At 70.9% G+C, this 17,213-nt stretch carries 7 protein-coding genes; 1 reads left to right on the top strand and 6 read right to left on the bottom strand.

Annotated features, from left to right (window positions below; genetic code table 11):
• The 6 genes from Ate02nite_RS36375 to Ate02nite_RS36350 all read right to left on the bottom strand — a co-directional run bounded on the left by Ate02nite_RS36375 (position 1) and on the right by Ate02nite_RS36350 (position 16,871).
• A complete protein-coding gene (locus Ate02nite_RS36375) occupies positions 1–1,014 on the bottom strand; it encodes a LacI family DNA-binding transcriptional regulator (protein WP_203812443.1) in 1,014 nt (337 codons plus the stop codon).
• A gap of 327 nt (positions 1,015–1,341) precedes the next feature.
• Positions 1,342–6,126, bottom strand: coding sequence for a ricin-type beta-trefoil lectin domain protein (locus Ate02nite_RS36370; protein ID WP_203812442.1), 4,785 nt, complete (start codon positions 6,124–6,126; stop codon positions 1,342–1,344).
• Positions 6,127–6,130: 4 nt separating this feature from the next.
• A complete protein-coding gene (locus Ate02nite_RS36365; protein ID WP_203812441.1) occupies positions 6,131–7,180 on the bottom strand; it encodes a hypothetical protein in 1,050 nt (349 codons plus the stop codon).
• Complete coding sequence (locus Ate02nite_RS36360; protein WP_203812440.1) at positions 7,177–15,450, bottom strand: RHS repeat-associated core domain-containing protein; 8,274 nt, start codon at positions 15,448–15,450, stop codon at positions 7,177–7,179. The genes Ate02nite_RS36365 and Ate02nite_RS36360 overlap by 4 nt, the downstream gene beginning before the upstream one ends.
• Before the next feature lie 85 nt (positions 15,451–15,535).
• Positions 15,536–16,093: an LOG family protein gene (locus tag Ate02nite_RS36355; RefSeq protein WP_203812439.1), complete on the bottom strand. Its 558-nt coding sequence runs from the start codon at positions 16,091–16,093 to the stop codon at positions 15,536–15,538.
• Position 16,094: 1 nt separating this feature from the next.
• Positions 16,095–16,871 (bottom strand): LOG family protein, encoded by a 777-nt coding sequence (locus Ate02nite_RS36350; protein ID WP_203812438.1) that lies wholly within the window; start codon positions 16,869–16,871, stop codon positions 16,095–16,097.
• Between the two features lie 159 nt (positions 16,872–17,030).
• Between Ate02nite_RS36350 and Ate02nite_RS36345 the strand changes: the two genes are divergently transcribed.
• Positions 17,031–17,207, top strand: a complete 177-nt coding sequence (locus tag Ate02nite_RS36345) for a hypothetical protein (RefSeq protein WP_203812437.1) — start codon at positions 17,031–17,033, stop codon at positions 17,205–17,207.
• The last annotated feature ends 6 nt before the right edge of the window (positions 17,208–17,213 follow it).

The following is a 17,213-nucleotide window of genomic DNA, read 5'->3' as shown; positions in this document are numbered from 1 at the left end:
TTAATCGGCGGGCGGTCGTCCGATCGAGGCGCGGCGTCGCACCGGCATGGGCAGGCGCTGCACCTCGGGGTAACCCGGCTCGCCGAGCAGGGTCTCGACCGCCTGCCAGCCGAGCTGGTAGTGCGGCAGCGCGATGCTGGTGAGCTGCGGTCGCAGCCACGCGGCCAGCTCGGAATCGTCGAAGGAGATCACCGAGACGTCGCCGGGGATGCGCAGACCGGCCTCGCGCAGTGCCTGATAGGCGCCGAGCGCCACCCGGTCGTTGAGGCAGATCAGTGCCCGCGGGGCCAGGCCGTCGGTGAGGGCCCGGTGGACCGCGTCGTACGCCGAGTCGGGCCACCAGTTGCAGTCGATGGTGCCGGCCAGGCGGGCTCCGGCGTCACCGAGCCCGTCCTTGATGCCGGCCAGCCGCTCGCGGCCGGCGAAGACCTCCTCCCGGACGTGTCCGACCAGGTAGATCCCGCTGTGGTGGCCGGCCTCGAGGAGGGTGCGGGCGGCGTCCAGCCCGGCGGTGAGCTCGTCCGGGATGACCGCCGGATTTGTCGTCCGGGTGAGGCAGTTGAGCAGCACCACCCGGTGGCCGCGCAGCAGTTTGGGCAGCTGGACGTGGCGGGTGAACATGCTGGCGTAGAGGAATCCGTCCACCTGCCGGTCGACGAAGTCGGCGATCAGCCTCCCCTCGACAACCGGGTCACCCTCGGTCTCACCGATGAACAGCAGATGCCCGTGTGCCACGGCGGCGGCCAGGCTGCCCTGGATGACGCGTCCGGCGTACGCCTCGGAAGCGATGGTGTCGGAGACCAGCGCAACCGTCTTGGTCACCTTGGTCCGCAGGCTGCGCGCCATGAGGTTGGGCCGGTAGTCCAGCTCCTGGGCGGCCCGGAGGACACGCTGCCGGGCGTCCTCGGAGATCCGCATGTCCTTGTGACGACCGGACAGAACGAAGGAAGCCGTGCTGCGGGACACCCCGGCCCGCTGCGCGACCTGCATCAGGGTCGGCCGTGGGGGCGGCATGCTGGCAGTGTTCCACGTCCGTGCAGAGGGCGCGAAACGCCGCAGGTGGTGACTGATCGACATGGCTTGACGCGTACGGGTGCAAAGAGCAACGTCGGCGCAAAGCCCCCTGCCGGGCCGGCCGCGCCGCATCGCACCGGTTCGGCAGGGGCCGTACCGCGCCCCGGCGAGTTGCGACCCCGTCGGGTTGACCCGGCGCGAGCTGCACCGTGCGCGTCCGGTGAGAGCGTGTCCGAGTGCGCCCCCGGGATGTTCCGGCGGGCTCGTCGGGGCCCTGGTCACGCCGGGTGGGTGTGGTGACACCCACCCGGCGTGACCGTCAGGACGTCAGCTGCGGCTCAGTGCCGTGATCTGATCCTGGGTGAGGATTCCCTGGTAGAGCCGGACATCGTCGATGCCACCGGCCCAGAAGTTGGCCTGGGCGGCGTTCCACCAGGTGCGGCCGATCGCGGTGGCGCCGGGCGCCAGCCACAGGTTGCCGACCAGCACCGAGCTCTTCTTGACGCCGTCCACGTACAGCGTGGCGGTCCCGGCCTCGTGGTCGTAGACGCCGACCAGATGGGTCCAGCGGTTCAGCGTCATGCTGCCGGCGCCGGCGCCGACCCGGACGTAGGAACCCGAGGTCGACAGGTTGGTCACCCCGAATTCCCACTCGTCGCTGGTCGGGTAGTAGAGCAGCGCGAACGGGGTACGGTCGGTGCCGTCCTGGGCGACGACCGTGCGGGTCGTGCTCGCATCGCTCAGTTTGGCCCAGCCGGCGACCGTGAACGACCGGTCGGTCTGCAGGGCGGTCGAGGTGGCCGACGCGTACGCCGTGGTGCCGTTGAAGTTGAGCCCGGAGCCGGTGTGCCCGGTCGTCCAGGTCGCCCCGCTCAGGGTGGCCGGCCGGGCGTAGGCGGAGTCGTCGGCCGTGGTCGTGCCGTTGTTCTCGTTCATCGACCACGACGCGACCAGTTTGGCGGCGGTCGACCGGTTCGTGCCGTCGCCCTGACCGAGCGCCGGAATGGAGAACCGCTGGTTGATTCCGCCGTTGCAGGGATACGTCTCGATCCGGCCGCCGGCCGCGGCCAATGCATAGCCGTCCAGGCACCAGTTCAGGGCCGGGTTGTAGAGGGCGTCACCGCGCCGGAGCGTCCACTGTTGAGACGCGGCCCCGCTGCACGCGGACAGCTGCGCGTACTTGTACGTACCGGTGCGGACCGGGCCGGCCGTGTCCAGGCAGTAGCCGTACGCCCGGGCCGTGCCGTCGCCCGGGAAGGTCCACTGCTGGCTGCCGATGTCGGCGACGCAGGCTGCCGCCTGGATCTGCGCCGCGACGGCGGCGTTCTGGTTGGTCACGTCGACGCACAGGCCGGGGTAACCGGTCAGCAGCATCGGACCGGTCCGGGCCTGCTTGGTGGGCAGTTGCCACTGCTGGTTGGTGAGGCCGTGGCAGCCCCCGGTGTACAGCTGCAGCGGCGTGCCGGTCAGCGGCATGTCCAGGCAGCCGTTCTGCGCGGGACTGAAGAGCGTGCCGTCCGGCCGGGGCACCCACTGCTGCTGGTTGGTGCCGTTACAGGTGTAGGTGTAGATGAACCGCAGCGTGCCGCTGCGCACCGGGCCGTTGGCGTCCAGGCAGAGCCCGAAGATCCGGATGGTGCCGTCCCCGGGCACGGTGAACAGCTGGGCGTCATTGCCCTTGCACGCGATCGACTGCAGCGGGGCGGTCCGGGCCCGGGCGGCGTTGACCACGTCGATGCACTGGCCACCGTTGCCGGTGATCGTGCCGAAACGCGCGACCGGCTTGTCGGCCCGCACCCGCACGTCGCGGAAGGTCACCACGTTGCCGACGGCACTGCCCTGCAGCCCGATGTACGCCGGGTCGAGCATCTTGCCGGCCGCGGTGGCCAGGAAGTCGTTGACCACGACCTCGTTGAGGGTGACCGTGATCCGCTTCCCGCTGACCCCGATCTCGTAGGAGTTCCACTGACCGGCCGGCTTCTGGGCCGACTGGATCGGCGCCCGGTTGGACGCGACCGCGCCGGTGGCCAGGGTGGCCGCACCGTCCGGCCGGATCTGCACCTCGTATCCGCCGGCAGCGGAGAGCGTGCCGCTGGGCGGAGCGCCGAAGCCCAGCATGATGCCCGAGTCGGACGAGTCGGAGGTGGTCTTGTAGTCCAGTCGAAGTGTGTACTCCGACGCCAGGTGCTCGATCGGGTACCACAGGAAGGCGTCGTTCGGGCTGGAGCTGAGCTCGCAGTTGGTGCTGGTGATGGTGCCGGCGGTGCCGGCCTGCCGCCACGACGAGCTCTGCGGCGAGCGGCCGTCGAACAGCGGGACGAAGCCCGGCTCGGCGTCGATCGCGCACGACCCGGTCTGCTCGGCCAGGGCCGCGCCGCCGGTGAAGTAGCCGGTGACCGCACCGACCAGATGGGTGGACGCTTCCTCGGCCCGGATCTTCAGCGTGCCGCTGCCACCGGTCCGGGGGATCACCAGACCCTCGACCGCCTTGGCCGCCTCCAGACCGTCCACGTCGGTCAGGCCGGAGGAGCCACGCTCGGCCGGCTTCAGCGACAACGCGCCGACCCCGTCGGCCAGCCCGGTCAGGGTCAGCACCGGCGCCGCCACGTTGCGCGGAACCCCGGCGACGTCGCCGACCGAGAGCGGCACGACGCCGTTCTGCCCGACCTTGCCGACGGCCGTGCCGGTGCCGGTGCGGGTGTCGAGAACCTTGGTGGCGCGCGGCAGTGGCACGAACTTCGCGCCGCTGCCCGGGGCGAACCAGCCGAGCACGTCGACGGTGGCCGCGACGGTGCCGGCCGAGTTGCGGATGCGGATGGCGCCGTCGTCACCGATGCCGGTCAGCACCACGTTGCTGCGGTTGCTGTTCGGCGGGGTGTCGAGGGTTCCGGTGCTGGTCGGCAGCGTCTGCGGGAAGACCTGCAGGTAACCGAGCGTGCTGCTGTCGGTCTCGCGCAGGTTGAGCGCGACCGCGGTGGCGTTGTCCGGCACCCCGGCCACGCCGCGGACCGGCAGGGTGAAGGTCTCGTTCGCGGCGAACGGCGCGTAGTGGCCGCCCAGCGTCTTGTGCGTGTCCAGGATCCGGACCGGGGCGTCCTTCGGGAAGTACGTGCCGGAGCTGGTCGGGCTGAAGTAGCCGAGCAGGTCGACGTAGACGTCGGCCGTCCCGGTGTCGTTGCGGATGGTGATGGTGCGCGCGGCGGAGAGCGGCACGATCGCCATGATGGAGTGCTTGTCGGCGTTCAGCTCCAGGGTGGGCACGTCACCGATGGTGTTGACGTCCCGGTAGAACCAGAGGCTGGTGCGGTTGGCCGAGAGGGCCGAGATGTTGATCGCGACCGCGGTGGTGTCGGTGGGCAGGCCGGCGATCGGCAAGGTGAAGACCTCACCGGCGGTGAACTGCCGCTGGTGGTTGCCGACCGCCGAGGTGGTGCCGAGCAGGCGGTACGGCGTCTGGAGCGGGGTGAAGCCGTTGCCGGCCGCGGGCTGGGTGTCGTCGGCCGAGCCGAGCGCGACCAGGCCGTGCCCCCACTGGTTGTCGAACTTCGACGGGTTGGTGCGCGCCTCCAGCATGGCCTGCACCTGGCTCGGGTCGAGGCTGCTGTTGGCCCCGAGGAGCAGGGCCGCGGCCCCGGTGACGTGCGCGGCCGCGGCGGAGGTGCCGGCCATCGTGGGAGCCGGCCCGTAGGTGTAGGTGGAGACGCCGGACTGCCCGGTGATGTCCGGCTTGGTGCGGCCGTCCACGGTCGGGCCCTGCGAGCTGTAGTCGTCGACCCGGCCGCTGCCGATCGCGCTGGCCCCGACGGCCAGGGCGTACGGCGAGGTGGCCGGCTCCAGGACACTGCCCGCCGCGATCGGGTAGGACAGGCTGATGGCGTCGCCCATCACGAACACGTCGGCCTTGGTCGACGCGTACGGCGCCTTGGCGGCGACGTAGATCCAGTAGGTCTGCGACCCGCCGGACGTGTTGGTGATGGTGACCTGCTCGGTCGGGGGCAGCGGGGCGGCCGCGGTCGACTGCGGGTTGGTCGACTGGCCGACGATCGCGGTGTCGCCCGAGCCGGTCGGCACCCGGTTGGCCGACAGCACCATCAGGTCGAGGTCCTGCCGGGTGGTGGGCCAGGCGTCCCAGCGCAGGCTCACGGTCGCGGTGCCGCCCGGCGGAACGGTGAAGCCGTTGCCCTCGGCAGTGCCGCTGACCTCGACGTACCCGTCGGCGTTGGCGTCCGCGGCCGGCCCGGACCAGTGCAGCTGGGCCTGGTTTCCGGCGGCCGCGACCCAGAGCACACCGGCCTGGCGGGCCTGCTTGACCACCGCGGCGGGCGAGCCGTCCGCGCCGGTGCCGTCGCCGCGGCCGGTGTTGGGGAAGCCGATGGCGGCGTTGATGACCTGCACGTGCTGGCTGGTCAGCCACTCCACGGCGGAGGCGAACGTCATCGAGTCGGGGGCGCAGGCCAGGTAGAGCTCGGCACCGGGGGCCATGTCGTGCACGACCTCGGCGACCGCGGTGCCGTGGGTCGAGCCGTTCTCGGCCGGGCAGTCGTTGCCGTGCAGGGTGACGCCGGCCGGGAGCTCACCCGCGTCCTGCGCGTCGGAGAGACCGTCGAAGCCGATGTCGACGATGCCGACCTTGACGCCGGCGCCGGTCTGGCCGCCGCGGATCCACGCGCCCGCGCCGGAGGTCTCGACACCCTCGGAGGTCACCGCGAGCGGGAAGGCCTTGTCGGGCTGCCGGACGGCGGCGACCCCGGACTGCTTGGCCAGGGTGACCAGTTTGCCGCCGGGAACCGCGGCGCGGACCCGCTTGCCGCGGGTCTGCAGGACCTTGCCGCCGGCCTTCTTCACCGCCGCTTCGGCGGCGGCTGCCGTCGTTCCCTCGACATAGACGAAGGTACGGCCGGACTTGTCGCGTGCGGGGGTCTTGGTGCGGGCGAAGCGCTTGTCACCGATGGCCGGCAACAGCCCGACATCGAGCGTGCGCGGAACGTCGGGCTGGACATAGGACGGCGAGTCGGCCGGATTTGCTGGATCCGCCGAGGCGGGCCCGGCCAGGCCCACCACGGCCAGTGCGGCGGCCAGTGCCGCCGCTGCTATCCCCCGTGTTGTTCTCAAAGTTTCAGCCTCCCCATGGGTGTTCTGGATTCGTTGCGACTTCGAGCAGGAAGCGGGAAGCGGACATCATGTGCAGCCGGTGCCGGCTCAGCTCGGCATCGAAGACGATGACCGGCCAGAACTCGGGCCGCTTCTTGTAGGTCAGCCAGCAGACGTGGCCGCCGCCCTCAAGATCGCCCCAGCGCATGACGCCGCGCGGCTCCGGCCAGACCGTCCCGGCCGGACCGCCGCCGGCGGCGCGCTGCTTGACCACCCGCCGGCGCAGCTTGTCGTACGTCTTGACCAGGTCGACCGGCCCGCCGGGGGCGGCGACCGTCACCGGGCCGACCTTGATCGCGCCGAGTTCCTCGATCAGGTGCTTGTAGTCGGGCGGCGGCGGCCAGCCGATCTTGCCCTGCACCTGCGACCAGACCGTGTACCAGCGCGGCACGGTGATCGTGATCGGGGCCGGGGTGACCAGGTCACGCAGTTCGTCCACGCAGTCCTCGGGGCCGAGCAGCTCGCGGCCCTCGGCCTCGCGGTTCCAGTGCTCCTCGTCCGGACCGGCCGGGGCGGACGTGCGGCCGTCGTTGGCCACGTAGGACGGCGGCTGCTGCGCCTCGGCGACGAAGGTGAGCTCCTCGACCGGGGTGGGCACGGTCAGCACGGCCCGGAGGAAACCGGCCGTGGACAGCCGGTGGACCACCCGCCCGGGGCCGCGGCTGTCGCAGACCACGACCGGCCACGCGTCCGGGTCGTCGCCCTCGATCCGCCAGGCGATGACGTAGTCCATGCCGACCACGGCCCACGGCACCAGATCCGGCTCACCCAGCATCTGGGCATAGCCGTGGATCTCGTCCGCGTACTCGTCCGGCGGGAAGCCGGCCGGGTGCAGCAGGGACAGGAAGGTCTGGAACTGACCGGGTGGCAGCGCCTCGGCCACCTCCCGGAACTCGGCCGGATAGCGGGCGCCGGTGGCGCTCTGCACGGCCGCCCAGTCGACCGCTGCCGGCGCGGACACCGGCCAGCGAATCAGTTCGAGCAGGGCGGCGGTGGCCGCGGAGGGAGTTGTCATTTGATATTCCTGATCGTCGCTCGGAACACGGGCTGACCCGGCGTCGCGACCACGAACTCGATCGAGGTGGGTACGTCGCTCTTCGGGTCGCCGTAGACGGGTGTCACGGAGTAGTAGACCTGGTTCGTCTTGGCCCACTCGTTCACGATCTTCTCGACACCGTGGTACATGGCACCGGAGTTCACCTTGCGCTGCCACAGCGGCACGATGTTCTCCGGTATCTGGCCGTTGCCGCCCAGCTCGCGCCCGATCAGGTGACCGCGCGCCATCTCGTTGCCCGGGGTCGACTGGTAGCCCGGCGGTGTGTAGGTCGCGGAGGTGCCGACCGACTTCGGACCCGGCGGGTTGTAGCAGGCCTCCGCCCCGGTCGCGCGGCCGCGCGGCTCGTCCGGGTCGTAACTCGGCTCCACGTCCTTGTAGTGGATCTCCTCGCCGCCGATCGAACCGTCGGCGAAGCACTCGTCCCGCTGCTTCTTGGTCTGCTGCGAGAGCGGATCGTCGTCGCTCTCCCAGGTGCGCAGCCGCGGGTTGTTCTTCGGCCGCTTGCCCACCTGGTTCAGCCAGTCGACGAGCAGGCCGCCGACCAGCAGGGTGAGGCCGGCGCCGGTCTCCTCGATTGTGCCGACGGCCGTGGTGACCAGGGCCGCGATGCCCGCGGTGATGCCCGGACCGGGGTCCATGATCTTGAACTTGGGCAGCTTGATGTTGATCCGCGGCACCCGCGGCTTGACCTGCGTGCCCGGCGCCGGCGGCTTGACCGGCTTGAACAGCGGCGGCTCCCACGGCGGCGGGGGCGGCGGAGGCGGCGGGGTGTACCGCGGCTGGCCGCCACCGGGACCGCCGCCACCGCCGGGACCACCGCCGGGACCACCACCGCCACCCGGACCGTCACCGCCGGTCGGGCCGCCGCCCTTGGTGCCGTGCGGGTCGGTGTAGTGCTTGTAGCGGCTGCGGTCCGGCCGCATGCCGCTGGGCCCCCGGTAGTTGGCCCAGGAGTTCTTGTGACAGGCCCCCGGGCCCTGCCACTCGCAGGTCTCGTAGCCCTCGTGGGACGGCCACAGCCATTCCACGACGAGTTCCACGCCGATCTCCACGCCGATCGCGCAGATCGGGCAGTGGCCGGACGGGTCGGCGTTGGCGACCGGATCCCCGGTGCCGTAGGCGTACCGGTTACCGGAGCCGGCCGGCTCCGGGTCGACCGCCCAGGTGTCCCGGCTCTGGAACGAACCGGTGTCCGGGTCGTACCAGCGGGACGCCATGTTGACCGAGCCGGTCGCGGTGTCCGTCCAGGAACCCTGGTAACCGGTTGCCGCGGTCTCCCCGGCTGACGCGGTGACCTGGCCGAACGGGTCGTAGCTGCGGGTGTCCGGCGCGCTCGCCGACAGGTAGCGGCCGGTCACGTCGCCGTGCTCGTCGGCGTACAGCATCCGGGCGGTGCCGCCGCTGACCGCCTTGTCGGCGAACGGCTGCCCCCAGGTGTCCCGGCTGACCACCCGGGAGCCGTCGGCGACCACGTCGTTGGTGAGGCCGTCGTAGGCGAACCCGCCGATGCCGTTGCGGGTGGCGACCCGGTCGAGCGAGTCGTACGCGTAGGAGGTGGAGCCGTCGGTGATCAGCCGCTCGAAGGCGTCGTAGGAGACATCGCCCTTCGTGCTCCGGTCCAGCGTGCCGCGCAACGAGTAGGTGTAGGTATTGGTCCCGTCGCTGGTCAGCTGGTTCTGTTCGTTGTAGGTCGAGGTCACCGACCCGGCTTTGGTGCGGTTCCCGGCGTCGTCGAAGTCGTAGTCGACGGTTCCGGTCGGTGACGTCCACGTCGCAAGACGACCAAGACCGTCATACGTGTACGCGTTGGCCGTACTCCCGGATGCCGTGTAATGCGTCTTGCCGGTGACGTTGTCGTCGCCGTCGTAGGTGTACGCGTCACCGAGCAGCACCCGCGGCGGCAGCCCGACGGTGACCGTCTGCTCCACCCGGTCGGCGGCGAGCCGGTCCAGGTCGTCGTAGGTCAGCACCCGCTTGACCGTCTTGCTGGCCGCCCGGTCGATGACCGAGCCGAGCCGCCCGGCCGTGTCGTAGCCGTAGTCCACGGTCCGCCCGGTGACCGGGTCGCTGAAGCTCAGCGCCCGCCCGGCGTCGTCGTAGGTGAACGACGCGGCGCCGGCCGCATCCGTACGCGTCATCAGATGGCCGTCGCCGGAGAAGCTCTGCGACGTGGTGCCGGCCGGTCCGGAGCTGCCGATCAGGTCGCCGCGGTCGTCATAGGAGTAGTTGATGTCGCTGACCTTGACCGTCCGCCCGTCGGCGTCGTAGCCGAGCGTCCGGTCGGTGGTGCCGACCTCGGCCCCGGTTCCGGACTCCCCGGTGAGCCGCCCCTGCGCGTCGTAGGTCGCGGTGCGGACCACCCCGCCGGGCAGCCGCTGGGTGATCGACTGCCCGGCCTTGTCGTAGGCGAAGGTCCAGGTGCGCTGGGCCGGGTCGGGCGCGGCCGTGGTGGCCGGCTCGATCGTCGACTCGAGCAGGCCCCAGACGTTGTACGTGTAGTCGGTGGCGTGGCTGTTCCCGTCGACGTACCGGGTGGTGTGGCCGGCCGCGTCGTAGCCGGTCTGCACCTTCACGTCGTGTCCGGCCTCGGACGCCGAGGTCTGCGTGACGACGCGGTCGAAGGCGTCGTAGTCGTACGTCGTCTTCCGGCCGGCGCCGGTGGTCGCGGTCCTGGTGTTGCCGTTCGGGTCGAGCTCGGCGGTGGTGCCGCGCAGCACCGTCGTGCCCCGCCGCTGCTCGCCGCCGACCGTCCGGCCGGCCAGGTCGTAGACCGTGGCGGTGGTGAGGCCGGCCGGGTCGGTGCTGGTCAGCTGCCGACCGGCCAGGTCGTACGCGTAGGAGGTCTCCCGGCCGGTGGGATCGGTGACCTTGCTGAGCAGCCCGGACGTGTCGTAGGCCAGCTTGGTCGCGTGCCCCTGCGGGGTGGTCACCTTGGTGGCATGCCCGGCGTCGTCGTACTCGGTGGTGGTGATCAGGTAGCTGGTCGGCGCCGGCTGCCGTTCCACCCGGGTCTTGGTGACCGGGTTGCCCATCTCGTCGTAGGTGGCCAGGGTCTGGCTGCCGCCCGCCGTGGTGGCCGAGACCTCCTCGCCGTTGCGGTCGTAGCGGTACGTGGTGGTGCTGGGCAGAGTGCCGACCGGCGGCAGGGTGACCGAGGTCTGGTTGCCGTACGGGTCGTAGGTGGACGAGGTGACCCGCTGCAGCCCGTCCGTGAACTTCGTGACGTTGCCCTGGTAGTCGTACTCGTACGACGCGGTCGGGGTGATCGCGACGCCGCCGGGCGGCGAGTACGTCGGCTGGGTGATCCCGGAGGCCCGGCCCATCAGGTCGTACGCCGTGGAGGTGACCGCGCCGTTCGGGTCCTTGCGGGCGGTCGCCTCGCCGAACGTGTTGTAGCCGGTCGTGGTGACCGGCCGGACCGACTTGGTCTGCTTACCGGCCACCCAGGTGTCCACGGCCGGGCCCGTCCCGGTGCTCGGCCGGCCGTTCGCGTCGTAGGTGTAATCGCTGGTCAGCACGCGCGGATTGCGCACCGAGCGAGGCAGGCCGCGCTCGTCGTAGGTGGTGACCGTGGACAGCACCGTGCCGCTCGCGGGCTGCTTGTCGGTGCGGGTCAGCTGATTGTCCGGGCCGTAGCCGTACCCGGTGACCTCGCTGCGACCGGGCTGGGCCGCCCCGGTCGCGGTCGCCTGGACGACGTTGCTCTCGGCGTCGTACAGATAGTCGGTGGTCCGGGCGGCACCGCCCGGGTCGACCACCGTGCGGCTCACCGCGCCGGCCGGGTCGTAGGCGTTCGTCGTGGTGAGGCCGTCCTCGACCAGCTGGGTGAGGTTGCCGGCGGCGTCGTAGGTCCGCTTGTCGAGGGTGACGTCGCGGACCGTGCCGTCCGGGGCGTGGTAGCCCTTCCGGACCGACGTGGCCAGCAGGTCGTTGTCGTAGTAGGTGTAGTTGGTGATCCGGCCCATCGCGTCCGAGTAGCTGGTCAGCCGGCCGGCGGGGTCGTAACCACGCCACTCCAGGGTCAGCGCGGTGTTGGCGGTGGGGTTCTGCGGGTCGGCGCCGGGACCGTTGGCGGTGCGGGTGAGCAGCTGCCGCTGGTCGTCGTAGACGCTGGTCCAGGTGATGCCGCCGGCGTCGGCGGTGGTCACGGTCAGGCCGTCGGCGGAGTACGTCGTGCTGTTCGACGTGCCGTCCGCGAACCGGGTGGAGGCCGGCCGGTCGTGCGCGTCGAAGCCGTACAGCGTGGTGCGGGCCGGGTCGCCGCCGGTGGCGTCGGCGTCGGTCACGCTGACCGTGTTGCCGTCACCGTCGTAGCCGTACGTGGTGACCTGCTGGTGGGTGACGCCGGTGATCGGGTTCTTCACCGCCGGGCCGGTCTCGGTCTTCACCAGCGAGCTCGGGGTGTACGTGTACGTGCTGGTGCCGAACGTCGCCCCGCCGTCGTTGCCGGTCGTCCTGGTCGAGACGCGGCCCTGCTCGTCGTACGCGTAAAGGGTGTTGAGGCCGAGCGGGCTGACCTCCCGCGCCAGGTCGCCGGTGTTTCGGTAGGTGTACGAGGTGACCTGGTCGCGGACTCCGGTGTGCTTGACCAGCACCCCGGCCGGAACCGTCCCACCGCCCTCGGCGGCCTCCGACCCGGTGGCGTAGTCCCAGCTCTCGTCCGGCCGGGCGGAGACCCCGGTCGGCTTCGGATAGCTCGCCGTGACCAGCCGCCCGGTCGCGTCGTAGCCGTAGGTGGTCTGGTAGGTCGTATCCGTCGGCCCGCTCGACCGGGCGTCCATCTCCGCGGTGACCTTGTCGTTGCGCGGGTCGAGCGGATCGGCGCTGTTCAGGTAGTACGACGTGTAGCTGGTGTCGCACGCGCCCGGCTGCCGGCAACTCTGTTCGGAGAGCACGTTGCCGCGATCGTCGGTGGTGAACATGGCCGAGTGGTTGTTCGGGTCGGTGATCCTGGCGACGAACCCAGCCGCGTTGTACTCGTAGTACTGCCCGGTGCCGTTGTGGGTCACCGACACCAGCCGCGCGCCGTGGTCGTAGTCGATCGTGTACGTCCAGTCCGGGTACGGACCGTGCAGCGCGATCGTGGCGGTGCCGCCGTTGCGGAACGGCGCGTCCAGCTTCCAGTCGCGGCCCCAGCTGTCCTTGAGCGTGCGCACCCGGTCGGCCGCGTCGTCGTAGGTCAGCGTGGCGAACCGGCGGCCGTCCTGCGGCAGCACCACCCCGGTCAGCACATCGATCTTGGTGGCCGCCGCGTAGTGGTTGGCGACCGCGAGCGCGCTCAGCGGCTGGGTGTAGAGCGCCAGCTCGTCGATCGCGCCGTCGAAGTAGAAGCCCGCGCCGTTGGTGGACGGCCAGTCCTTACCCTGACCGGCGCCGACCGTGTACTGGATCTGGTCGTCGTGGTCGACCGGGCCGACGGCCGCGATCTTCTGGGCGACACCGTCGAGGTACAGCGTCTGGCGGTTGATCGCGGCGGAGAGCACCGCGTGGTGCCAGTTGCCGTCGTTGACCACCGCGTCGCTGACCGCCTGGCGAGGCCCCTCCGGTTTGGGCACCGAGAAGCCGCCGTAGAGCAGGCCGTCGACCCCGACGTAGAGGACCGGGGTCCAGGCGGTGGCGGTGCCCGGGAAGGACTGGCCGTTCTGGTAGCTGAGCAGCGTGCCGGACTCGGTGGTCTTGAACCACAGCTCGGCCGCCGCCGACATGGACGACGTGGTTACCTTGGAGGGCAGGGTGACCCGGCTGCTCACCCCGTCGAAGACGGCGGCGTGCTCACCGGTGCCGCCGATCGCGCCGTCGGCGTTCAGGACCACCCCGGTGTACGTGCCGGCGTCGTCGCCGGGCGAGCGGGCCGTGGTGTTGGCCGCGGTCGAGCCGCTGGTCTCGCCGAAGCGCCAGTAACCGCGCGGCGCGTCGTTGAGTACCGCGCTGCGGTAGTGCGAGGTGTCGCCGTACTCGTAGGTGGTGCAGTTCGGGGCCGGGTCGGGACCACACACCGTGGTCAGGCGATTTCCGGTGTACGTGTAGGTCCAGGCCGGGCCGCCGTTCGCGCGCACCGCGGTGACGTGGGCGCCGGTCCAGGTCAGGCTGAGCTTGCGGTTGCTGACGTTGTTCAGGATCTCGACGACATGGTCACTGGTGTCGTAGCGCAGGGTCTCGGTGAGCCCGTCCGGGTCGATCAGCGTGACGAGCCGGCCGAGCGCGTCGAACACCCAGCGGCTGCCGGAGGCGTCGCGCAGCGTCCAGGTCGCGGTGGTGTCGTTGCGGACCAGGGTGATCGCGTCACCCTGGGGCGGCGCGTAGGACCCGTCCGGGTTCCGACCGAAGCGCACCTGGCGGCCGGTCGGCAGGGTGATCACGGCGCTCGGCGCGGTGCTGGCGCCGGCCACCTTGTCTTCGGCCAGGGCGGTGTCCACCCGGGAGGCCCAGCCGGAGCCGAACGCGTTGGTGCGGCGCGGGTCGAGGCTGTTGTAGGTGCGGGCGATGGTCAGGTCGGGGCCGACCGTGGTGACCGCGGCGTCGGTGACCACGGTTGAGTAGTTGCCGACGCCGGGGTCGACGCCGGGCGCCTGCACGGTGTCCGGCGAGCCGCCCAGGTTCGAGGTGATCTCGGGTTGCGGCACCCGGGTGGTGAGCATGAGCGGGCCGGAGTAGGGACCGGCGCCGATCGTGTCGTGCACCCGGATCCACCAGTAGTAGGTGCTCGACCACTTCAGGGCCGGGGTGGTCCAGGTGTGGCCGGTGAACCCGGAGCTGGTGCAGTTGGTGGGCGCTTCCGGGGTGCCCGAGCAGATCTTGAAGTCGTACTTGAGCTTGGCGCCGGCCGGCCAATTGTCCGGGTCGACGCCCTCGGCGTACAGCGTCGGGGTGATCGACTCGACCTCGGCGCCGGAGCCGGGCTGCTCGAAGTTCGCGGCCGGCAGGACGTTGTTGACCTTGATCGGGAAGGTGGCGATCGGCACGCCGTAGGCGCTGTTGAAGGAGGCGCCGGCCGCGTCGTACATCTGCAGCTCGACCGTGTAGGTGCCGGGCGCCACGGCCGGGATCGGCACCGTGATCGTGCCGGTGGCCAGCGGCGCGACGGCGGCCGACGGCGCGACCTTGGCCCCGGTGGCGACGACGGTCGAGCCGTTCTTGACCACGATGCCGGCCTTGAAGCCGCCGCCCGCGGCCCAGGTGCTCGAGCCCTGATTGGTGACCTTGACGACGGCGTTGCCGGCCGTGGTGTTGGTCGGCAGCAGCACCGAGTCGACGCCGTAGGCGGCGCCCTCGGCGGAGTAGGTGACGCTCAGCCGGGGCGGGTTGGCGCTCTCGGCCGCGGCGAACCGCTTGAACTGGGCGCTCGACTTCTCGTTCGGCGCCCGCAGGCTCAGGCCGTAGAAGGCCTTGCCGTGGGTCCAGGCGGTGGCGTCGTCGGCGTTCAGCGCCAGCGACTCCCAGGCCGGCGCGCAGGAGCCGGAGGCGGCGCCCTGGTGGGCGAAGGACCTGGTCTCGTAGGCCCGGTTGACCGACGCGCCCGGCCAGCGCAGCGACGACGGCGACCAGGACTCGCTGACCTGGAAGACGGTCACCGGGGTGGCCGTGCAGGAGTCGGCCCAGGTCTCGAAGACGGTGAGCGCGGCGCCGTTGACGTACTTGTTCTTCAGCGTCGTCGCGAGGTCGCCGAACTTGAGGTAGGCCCGGCCGATCTGCTTGCCGCCGTCGTCGGTGCCGACCTGCAGGTCGGGCGAGGCGGACTCGTCGCCGTGGCCGGACATCACGAACGTGTCGCCGTCCGTGGTGATCGCCCCGGCGCTGGCCGCGAGCAGCGCGGTCATCGTGCCGTCGGCGTTCTGGTAGAGGTCGGTCTGCGCGTCCGGCTCGGCGACCAGCTTGCTGGTGCGGGCGTCGAAGCCGGCGCGGGCGGCACCGACGGATGTGACCGCCGGCTTGATCCGCGGCGCGGCCGCGGCCGGCTTCGCGCGGGCGGGGACGGTCAGCCGGTCGGGCACGGCACCGGCCGGCCGTACGCCCTTGCCGCCCTTGGCCGGGAGCGACGTGTCGCTCGAACCGGCCGGTAAGTAGTGGCTGCCGCTCGGCGCGGCGCCCGTTCGTTGTCGTGGCGCGGCGTCCGCGGCCCCGGCCGGACGCGCCGGCCGAGGGTCGGCGGCCGAAGCCGGATTGTCAAAACCTGTTACCACCAGCGCGCACGCAAGCGCACACGCCAGCAGTCGACGCCATGTGACCACGGCAATCTCCTAGCTAGTTCCCCCGTGTGGCTGAGAGTTGATCATTGATCGACTCTCAGCAATGGGTAACCTAGCGGAGATCGAGCTACCGCGATGCCCCGCCGAGACGCTCCTCGATCTCGTCGAGAGCCGCCCCGATCGATTTGGCGATCACCACCCGCTCGAGCGCGGCCGACCGCACGAACGCGGTGTCGGCCAGCTGATCGAGCCAGCGCAGCAGGCCGTCGTAGAAGCCGTCCGGGTCGAGCAGCACGATCGGCTTGGCGTGCAGGTCGAGGGTGGCGGTGGTCCACACCTCGAACAGCTCGTCGAGGGTGCCGAGGCCGCCGGGCAGCGTGATGAACGCGTCCGAGCGCTCGATCATGATGTTCTTCCGGACGCCCATGTCGGCCGTGACGACCAGCTCGTCCGAGTTCAGGTCGGCCACCTCGAGGTCGACCAGGGACTGCGGGATGACCCCGAGGGTGTGCGCCCCGCCGGCGCGGGCGCCGTCGGTGACCGCGCCCATCATGCCGACGCAGCCACCGCCGGAGACCAGGCTGTGCCCGCGGGCGGCCAGCTCATTTCCGGTACGGGTGGCCAGGTCGAGCCACTTCGGTTCGAGGGTGCTGGAGGAGGCGCAGAAAACGCAGATCGCGGCCACGTCACCGCTTCCCGGCTTCGGCGAGGGCGGCGTCGGCGTCCACGATGATCTGAACCGCCTCGTCCACGTCGTCGGTCACCTGCAGGAGTTCCAGGTCGGCCTCGCTGACCTTGCCGTCCTTGAGCAGCGTCGTCTTGATCCAGTCGAGCAGGCCGGCCCAGTAGTCGACGCCCATCAGGATCACCGGGAAGCGGGTGACCTTCTTGGTCTGCACCAGGGTGATCGCCTCGAACAACTCGTCGAGCGTGCCGAACCCGCCGGGCAGCACCACGAACGCCTGCGCGTACTTGACGAACATGGTCTTGCGGACGAAGAAGTAGCGGAAGTCGATGCCGACGTCGACCCAGTCGTTGAGGCCCTGCTCGAACGGCAGCTCGATGCCCAGGCCCACGGACATGCCGCCGGCCTCGGTCGCGCCGCGGTTGGCCGCCTCCATCACGCCGGGACCACCGCCGGTGATCACCGCGTAGCCCGCCTCGGCCAGCGCCGCACCGAGGTCGGCGGCCAGCTCGCACTCGGGGCTGTCCGGTGTGCTGCGGGCCGACCCGAAGACGCTTACCGCCGGCGGCAGGTCGGCCAGGGTGTCGAAGCCCTCGACGAACTCGGACAGGATGCGTAGCGCCCGCCAGGCGTCCTTGGTCTTCCACTCACGCCGGTGGTGGGAATCGAGCAACTTCTCGTCAGCGGTGCTCGGCGGGATGGATTCCCGGCGGAGCGTGACCGCTCCGCGATGACGCTCCGGCCCCGTCCGCCGTCGCCCGTTGGTGCTCTCCGTCATGCCACCAAGGTAGTGCGGACGGTCAGTAACTGGTGAATAACCGGTTGGGTTTCGGTAAGAGGATTGCGACCGTCCAACCTTTTTGCCAGATTGAAGCAACGGACGGTAGCTCCGCAGCGTCTGTACAGTTACCAAATCGACGGGGCGACGGGAGCCACCGTGACGAACCGGTACGAACAAATGAAGGCGCAGCGTCGTATGCAGCGGCGCATCCAACTGGTGGTCGAGGAACGCAGGATGGCCCGCGCGGCCCAGATCAGCGATCCGGAACGCACGATCGAGATCCCGCCGCAGGCACTGCGGGCCATCGGCCGGGTGCCGGCGCCGATCATTTGATCCAAC

This window comes from Paractinoplanes tereljensis (assembly GCF_016862435.1).
GTDB classification, from domain to species: Bacteria; Actinomycetota; Actinomycetes; order Mycobacteriales; family Micromonosporaceae; genus Actinoplanes; species Actinoplanes tereljensis.
This window is presented reverse-complemented; position numbering and strand designations above follow the sequence as displayed.